Source organism: Xanthovirga aplysinae (assembly GCF_009711365.1).
GTDB lineage: Bacteria > Bacteroidota > Bacteroidia > Cytophagales > Cyclobacteriaceae > Xanthovirga > Xanthovirga aplysinae.
On sequence record NZ_SMMB01001074.1, the window covers coordinates 1 to 7,458 of the forward strand.

8 protein-coding genes are annotated in these 7,458 nt (G+C 37.2%); 3 read left to right on the forward strand and 5 right to left on the reverse strand.

The window, feature by feature from the left end; genetic code table 11:
* The first annotated feature begins 188 nt into the window (after positions 1–188).
* From E1171_RS12075 to E1171_RS12085, 3 genes are all read left to right on the forward strand, one after another.
* Positions 189–1,478 (forward strand): hypothetical protein, encoded by a 1,290-nt coding sequence (locus E1171_RS12075; protein ID WP_155206262.1) that lies wholly within the window; start codon positions 189–191, stop codon positions 1,476–1,478.
* 696 nt (positions 1,479–2,174) lie between these two features.
* Complete coding sequence (locus E1171_RS12080; protein ID WP_155206263.1) at positions 2,175–4,532, forward strand: peroxidase family protein; 2,358 nt, start codon at positions 2,175–2,177, stop codon at positions 4,530–4,532.
* 292 nt (positions 4,533–4,824) lie between these two features.
* Positions 4,825–5,244: a nuclear transport factor 2 family protein gene (locus E1171_RS12085; protein ID WP_155206264.1), complete on the forward strand. Its 420-nt coding sequence runs from the start codon at positions 4,825–4,827 to the stop codon at positions 5,242–5,244.
* Between the two features lie 99 nt (positions 5,245–5,343).
* On the opposite strand, the gene E1171_RS12090 is transcribed toward E1171_RS12085, so the two are convergent.
* The 5 genes from E1171_RS12090 to E1171_RS12105 form a co-directional block, all read right to left on the reverse strand.
* Complete coding sequence (locus tag E1171_RS12090; protein ID WP_155206265.1) at positions 5,344–5,904, reverse strand: GNAT family N-acetyltransferase; 561 nt, start codon at positions 5,902–5,904, stop codon at positions 5,344–5,346.
* Between the two features lie 92 nt (positions 5,905–5,996).
* Positions 5,997–6,179 (reverse strand): SRPBCC domain-containing protein, encoded by a 183-nt coding sequence (locus E1171_RS24625; protein WP_281347209.1) that lies wholly within the window; start codon positions 6,177–6,179, stop codon positions 5,997–5,999.
* Entirely contained in the window at positions 6,151–6,381 is a 231-nt protein-coding gene (locus E1171_RS24630; protein WP_343031347.1) for an SRPBCC domain-containing protein, read from the reverse strand. The genes E1171_RS24625 and E1171_RS24630 overlap by 29 nt, the downstream gene beginning before the upstream one ends.
* A gap of 36 nt (positions 6,382–6,417) precedes the next feature.
* Entirely contained in the window at positions 6,418–6,810 is a 393-nt protein-coding gene (locus E1171_RS12100; protein ID WP_155206266.1) for a DUF1801 domain-containing protein, read from the reverse strand.
* Positions 6,811–6,932: 122 nt separating this feature from the next.
* Positions 6,933–7,412 (reverse strand): CPBP family glutamic-type intramembrane protease, encoded by a 480-nt coding sequence (locus tag E1171_RS12105; protein ID WP_246164308.1) that lies wholly within the window; start codon positions 7,410–7,412, stop codon positions 6,933–6,935.
* Positions 7,413–7,458: the final 46 nt, after the last annotated feature.

Genomic DNA, 7,458 nt, shown 5'->3' on the forward strand with positions numbered 1-7,458 from the left:
AACAACTGGGATAATCAGTAACCTTTTTGGGACCATAGGCTTTTATTGAGTGTTGAATATGCCTATAACGTTACTTATTCCACAGAATCTTTTGCCAGAGATTCGACTGAAATTCCTCATAACAAACAAAAAATTTTATCACTTCTCAATTAATTTTTCATTTTACAACTATTTAAACCCTTTAAATCATGAAAAAAATGATTCTTTTAGGAGTTGTTGGGGTAATGGCGACCTCTATGGCAATGGCCCAAACCTCAAACAGCTCTACCGTTAATCAAAGCGGAAACAACAACGCCTCCTTAGAACAATACGGGGTAAATACTTCCAACATTTCACAAACGAGTGAAGAAGCGGATGTTGCAAACACAGCTACAGTATTCCAGATTGGTGGAGAAAATGAATCTACCATTACAACTGTTGGAGATGGCAATACAGTAGATGTCAATCAGAGAGGATTAAATGATGAAGATCCAAATACTGATATTGGTTACGGAAATATTGCAACAGTAGAGCAGAGTGGAGATGGAAACTCTGCCATAGTAGATACAGATGGAGATATGAATGTAGCCAATATTGACCAGGAAGGGGATAATAATGAGGCCACAGTGGACCAAGGTGGAGGATATGCTCAAAGAAACCAAGGAAACATTGAACAGGTAGGCACAGCAAACTCTGCTATAGTCACCCAACGACAAGATGAAAATGCTGCTATTGTTTATCAAGAGGGTGAGGACAATACTGGAACTATATACCAAAACACCAGACGTAATGAACCAGCAGTAGGTAGTTATGCTGAGTTGGTACAAGTTGGTGTGAGTAATCATAGCATGATTGAACAGCAAGGAGAACAAAATGGTGCTGGTTCCTGGGCATTTGGGAATACCAATGCCTCTACAATTAATCAGTTGGGTAACACCAATGAGGCTTTGGTGTTCCTGGGAGCATACCCTTTTGGTCCCATCACCGGTGGGGATAATAATGATGCTTCCATCGGTCAAACCGGGAATATTAACTTTGCTGGTATAGCACAGGCTGGAGATGGGAATACCGGGAGTATTATACAGACAGGAGATCAAAATTGGGCAGGATTAGTTCAGGAACATTCAGATGAAGGCACAATCACTCAGGATGGTGATGACTATACCGATGGCTACCAAGCCGGAACGGGTGAAGGAAATTTGGCTACAATTGATCAAATGGATGGAGCTAACGAGGTTAATTTTGGGCAATATGGGGAATTAAATCAAATGACAATTTTCCAGGGAGGTGGCGATAACTATGCTGTAGCCTATCAGGATGGTGTAGGAAGTACCGCTACTATTACCCAAATCGGAGACCTTAATGAGTCCTATTCCCTTCAATCAGTTGGGGCTAATACTTTAAATATAATGCAAACAGGTAACGGCAACATGAGTGATATTTCTCAAAATGGGGCTAATTCTGCCAATGTAACCCAAAATAGCAGCGCAGGTTTTTAATTTGTGATCCACAGGTTTAAGGGGCTGTATCAACTTTTGATACAGCCTTTTTTTTCTAGAGCTACCCAGGACTTATTTAAAAAATTAGCCTCATTTTTTTCAGATTACTTTTCACATCCCTTTCATCAAACCCTTAAAAAGGAAGACCTTCCGAGAAAAACTTGAAGACTGATTGACACCATTGATAGCTATAGAATAGGCATTGAATAGGATCAAAAACATGGTTAGTGACCCTGTAAAGATGATTTTAAGTAAACAGGGGTTTAATGGGAAACAAATTATTAATAGAATAAAAAAATTTAAACAATTTGTTTTACAATTTGTTATAATCTGTATACTCGTCCAAAATTTTGGATAACCCTATTATATAATAGGCCTACCACAAGTTTTCTAATGAATGAATAAATAATTGACCACTATTTCTATTCACCCATTTAAAAGCCCTTGGAAAAATAGCCCAAAAAAAGTTGTCCCTAGTTTTTTCTCCAGAAAAATAGCGGGCTATTAAACGACATTGACCACATTCTTCCCCAAAACTGCATTTGGCAACAAATTGCTTTCTTCCCTTGAAATTAGGCAGCTCATTACCTATGGAAAATGTATTCCTAAGAGAATTAAAAAAAGAAACACATTTTGAGGCAATAGCTGGCCATATACTCCCCTCTTCGAAACCAACCAAACCACTCCATAATCACTATGAAAAAGAACATTACACTTCTTTCAAAAAAAGGCCTTTTACTCTTATTGGGCTCATTTATTCTACTTAATGGAATTCAATTCAGAATAAATGCGGTTAATGCGCAAAGTTTGGAGGCTATTCCCCCAAATGACAATTCCTCAATAAAGATTTGGAAAATCCCCATCCCAATTATATCTCCATTTCGAACCTTTAACGGGAAAGGAAACAATCTTTTTTTCTCAAAACATGGGAGTGCAGACTCTGAACTATTGAGGAAATGGATATCTCCCACTTTAAATAAGTTTATTATTACCAAAAATAGCTATGAAGATGGTATTGAAGTACCTGTGGGAGGCTATCCCCCAAATTTAAGCCTACCGGACCCTCGTTTAGTAAGTAATAATGTAAATAATCAAATCGACTTAAGTTTTAATCATGAGGGATATAGTGCCTTTATTTGGAGTTGGGGGCAATTCTTAGATCATGATGTAGATTTAAGTCCAACCACGGAATCTGAGGCTTTTCCTATTTTCATTCCGGAGGATGATGGTTTTTTCTGTCCTAACCTAACTCCAGAAATGGACTTCTTTCGGTCGGTTTTTAACCCAAAAACGGGTACAAGTACAAAAAATCCAAGGCAACAGACCAATGCACTCACCGCCTGGATCGATGCTTCTCAGGTGTATGGTAGTAGTAAAGAAGAAGCCAATTTCCTACGGTCTTTTGAAGATGGTAAGTTGAGAACCAGCCCTGGTAATTTACTCCCCATTGTGGAAATTCCTGCACCCCCAGGATTCACTTTTGTTGCAGGGGATATTCGGGCAAATGAAAATGTCGCCTTAACAGCTCTGCAGACCCTTTTTATGCGAGAACATAACCGCCTTGCAGATTATATTGCGCAAAAGTATAAGGAGCAATTACCTAGAAATGCAAAGAAAAGAGATGAAAAGATCTTTCAAATGGCAAGGGCTATTGTGGGTGCCGAAATGCAAGTGATCACCTACATGGAATATTTACCCCGAATTCTAGGCGATCATGCTCCCTCTTCCCAGCAAAAATACAACCCACTAATTAATCCTGGAATTAGCAATGTATTTTCTACCGCAGCCTTTCGGTTTGGGCATTCTATGCTGGGGCCTCTTATATTGAGAAGAAATGCCAATGGGCAGGCCATTCCCCAGGGAGATCTTCGTTTAAAGGAGGCTTTCTTTTCTCCTCAACTCATAACAGATGAAGGCGGAATAGCTCCTTTAATCCAAGGATTATCCATAGACCAGGCCCAAACTGTGGATGTCAATATAATTAGTGATGTTAGAAATTTCCTTTTCGGAGACCCAAATCTTGGGGGCACCGATCTGGCCTCATTAAATATCCAACGTGGCCGTGATCATGGGATTCCTTCTTATGTAGATACACGAAGGAGTCTCAATTCCCATGATAAAGTAAGGAGCTTTGAAGATATTAGCAGCAATCCTATTGTAATTAAAATGTTGGAAGAAACCTATGAAGAAGTAGATCAGGTGGATCTTTGGGTAGGAGGTTTAGCAGAAGACCATTTTGGAAATAGCCTGCTGGGAAAAACATTTACACAAATAATCCAAGATCAATTTGTACGCTTACGAGATGGGGATCGCTTTTGGTATAAAAGTTTAGACTGGAAAAGAATAGGCTTCGGTCAAAAAGACCCAATAATCGCCCACTCGGGAGAAACCTTATTTGATGTGCGCCTCGAAGATATTATTGTTTGGAATATTCCTGAAATTCAAACCATTGATGTGTGGAATGCCGATAATCCTATTGTCTTATTTGCCAAAAGCCAAAATATCTCAGCGGAGGGAGCAGCAGATGGGAGCATCTCATTAGAAGCAAGTGGTGATTATAGTGATACTTTCCAATATCAATGGAGTAATGGAGCTACTACCAAAGATATAGAAAATCTTGAAGCAGGAACTTACAGTGTAGTGGTCACCGATATGGCAGGAAACAGGGCAACTTATTTGCAGACTGTGTTTGATCCTTGTCCTGAAGATGAATTGCTTGCTAACAAAACTGTAAATCAACTGAGCAATAAAAATGAAGTTAAGAATGATCCTAGGGAACCAACAGGAAAAGTTGACTCTTACTTAAACCAAAATGCCCCAAATCCATTTAACATACAAACAGCCATTACCTATTATGTTCCGGAAACAGCAAAAGAAGTTTATTTAAGTATTCATAATTTTCAAGGGCAGGAAATCGTCCGGTTTAATAACCTGAAAAAAGGAAAACAGGAGGTAGAATTTAGTAAGAAGGGTCTATCGGCTGGTTTGTATTATTACCGATTGGTTGCTGATGGGCAGGTAAAGGGATACCAAAAAATGTTGGTAGGTGAATAAATTAGTTCTCCCACATTTTTGGGAAGACTTTTTCCTAAATGATTAAAATTGATTTGAATACCATTCGTTCCTTTATAACCTTCAATGGTTATAAAGGAACCTTCAGAAACCAAAATTCTTCTTCAAGTCTTTGACCTTTTTTGAGGCCTTATTAAATGCTCTTCACCGTGTCCATCCAGCTTATCGAAAAATTTTCCGAGACTTTCAAGCTTATTAAGGCCGACGGCAAATAGAAAATATCTATCATTAATTTATCAATTGAAAAAAATATTCAACCCAAAAAGAAAAAGCCATGTCTAACGAATCAAAAAAGGAAATTACCAAAGAAACAAAGGTAGATGAAACCTACAGTTTTGGCGAATATAAAGCTATTGTTGAGGCCCTACAGCCCTACATCAAAAGTGCAAATAATGGTGATGGAAATCTTGTGCGGACTGCATTTTACGATCATGCTCATATTGTAGGTTCACTCGATGGCACCTTTAGGGAATTGGATGCAGATAGCTTTAAAGAGTTCATCAATAAAAATGGGGAATCACCAAAGGTGGAACATCATATTGCATGGATCGATATTTCGGGTCCTGCGGCAGCAGCCAAAATTGAATTTATCAATTGGCTTGGTTTTCGTTTCACCGATTACCTTGTTCTTTACAAGAAAAACGGTAAATGGAAAATAAGCAGCAAAGTCTACAACGCGCATGCAAGGAATTAAAAACTAAATTTTTTATTTCCTCCCTGCTGTTCCTGTCATCTTAAGCTTTTCTTATTAAAGAAAATGTTCCGAGGGTTTCAAGCTTCTTAAAGCTGACTACTATTTGTTCCCTTTATTAAAAAGTTCAATAAAATCCTTTGTTTTATTTATTCTTAAAAAATCCGCTGAAATGTGATATACACTTAATTTTTCATTATCTACCTGTAGATCACTTTGGTATTTAAGTCCTAATCTTTTTAATAACTTAATAGAGTTTACATTTTCAGGAACAGTTGTGGCCAAAACATCTGTTAGGTTTAAATTTTCCATAATACTCTCTAAAACAGCCTGAGAGGCTTCAAAAGCATATCCTTTTTTGCCATAGTTGGGCAAAAAAGCAAACCCAATATCAGGATGCTCCAAATATTCTTTTTTTAGAAAGGTTACAATTCCTACGCGATTGTTATTTTCTTTTAATTGTACTGTCCAATAGCCAATATTTTCTTTCTCCAAAATATTCTGGATGTAGATTTCTGCCTCTTTTTCAGTAGTAATTTTTCTGTCTCCTATAAATTGGATCCACTCTGTTGTATTCACGAGCTCAAGAATGAATAGTTTGTCATCAATGGTAAGTGGCCTAATTCTTAATCGGTCTGTATTAAAAGAAATGTCCAAATTCATAAGATTTTTTTAGAATAACGTTCTGTGTATGTTATGGTAGCATCCCAAAGGAGGCTATGAGGAATACTCATTGTTGGCGGTAGTTTTTCTTTTTAATTTGATTCAACGTATTTCTTAAAGTTATCTAAAATAGCTTGCCATCCTTGTTGTTGCATTTCTATTGAATTTTCATCTTCAATTTCAAACGTCTCAACCACTTTTGTTGAACCGTTGTCCTCATTGAATTTTACGGAAACCCTCCTTCCATCATCGATGGACATATTCCAATAGCTCATTTGTTTTTATCTGTTCGAACGTCCCAGTGTAGTCAAAGGAAATGCTACCATCTATAGCGGCCATATGATACTTTAGTATTCCACCAATCTTCAGTTCATGTTCAGCAGTTGGGCAATGCCATTCAGGAGAGGCGAAGTTCCAATTTACAATGTGTTCGGGGTTGGCCCAGTGTTCCCAGACTTTTTTTATACCTACAGAAATAGTCGCTTCGCCGTTACTTGCTGTTTCATATTTGGCCTATTTTAATCTGATCAGTTCACCTTTTCGTTTGTAAATGTTTTTATAATCCCACTGGATTTCTTTTGATTTTAAAATCCAACGTTTGATGTCATTCAAATTGATTTGATTTAAAGATGTATAAAGTTTTGAAGCATCCTTAAATTTCCCAGTGCCTGGTTTCAATTCCTCTTCCTGGAATGATGCACCACTCCAAAACATAAGGCGGATTCCAGCTTTCAACTTACTGTATCCAACTATGGGATTTCCTTCGAGAAACCAAACAGGATGTCTATGCCAAATTTTGTTCTCAGCTTCAGGCATTTGTTCATCAATTATTGATGCAAGTTGGTGACAAATATCTATCTCAATATCAGCTTGGTTATTATTGAAATTTTTAATTTCTGGGTTCATATTCTTCAAGTTTACCAATTACTGTTAAAGATTCTGCTGGTTATTTTGCTTTAGGGGCAATGGTTTTCGTGCTCTGGAAAAGAATAGCAGCTCGGCATTGTTAGCCAACTGCTTTAATGATATTAATTTAACAGCGGCTTTGATAAAACCAAAATTATATGGGTAAAAATGTGTGCTATAAAAGCACTCTCTAAGCCCTTTTTCCAATAGGCCCAACCAAAAACAACTCCACCAATTAAATTTCCAATCATTATGTACGTCAAAAGAAGAGAGGACGGATTTTCTACAGCTTGAAAAGCAATCGGGAAATGGCCAAGAGCAAAAATCATTGATGCAGTTAAAATTCCAATCCAATAAACCATGGGGTTTGTTCCTCTAAATATTTTTGAGCTTATCCAGACAATAAAGGTCATTAAACCAAATCTCATTAAAATTTCTTCTGTTATTCCTCCGTAAAAAAATCTTGCTACTAAAGTTGGTTTTATAGTTTCACTCAACTCCTTAAATTCTAAAGGCAAAACGGGATTAAATACTAATCCCAAGATACTTAACATAATTCCACTTAAAACTCCTCCTAAGAATCCATATTTAATTATTTCCAAAATATTAATGGGATCATTTTTTATCCCAATAATCCTTTCTAAGATT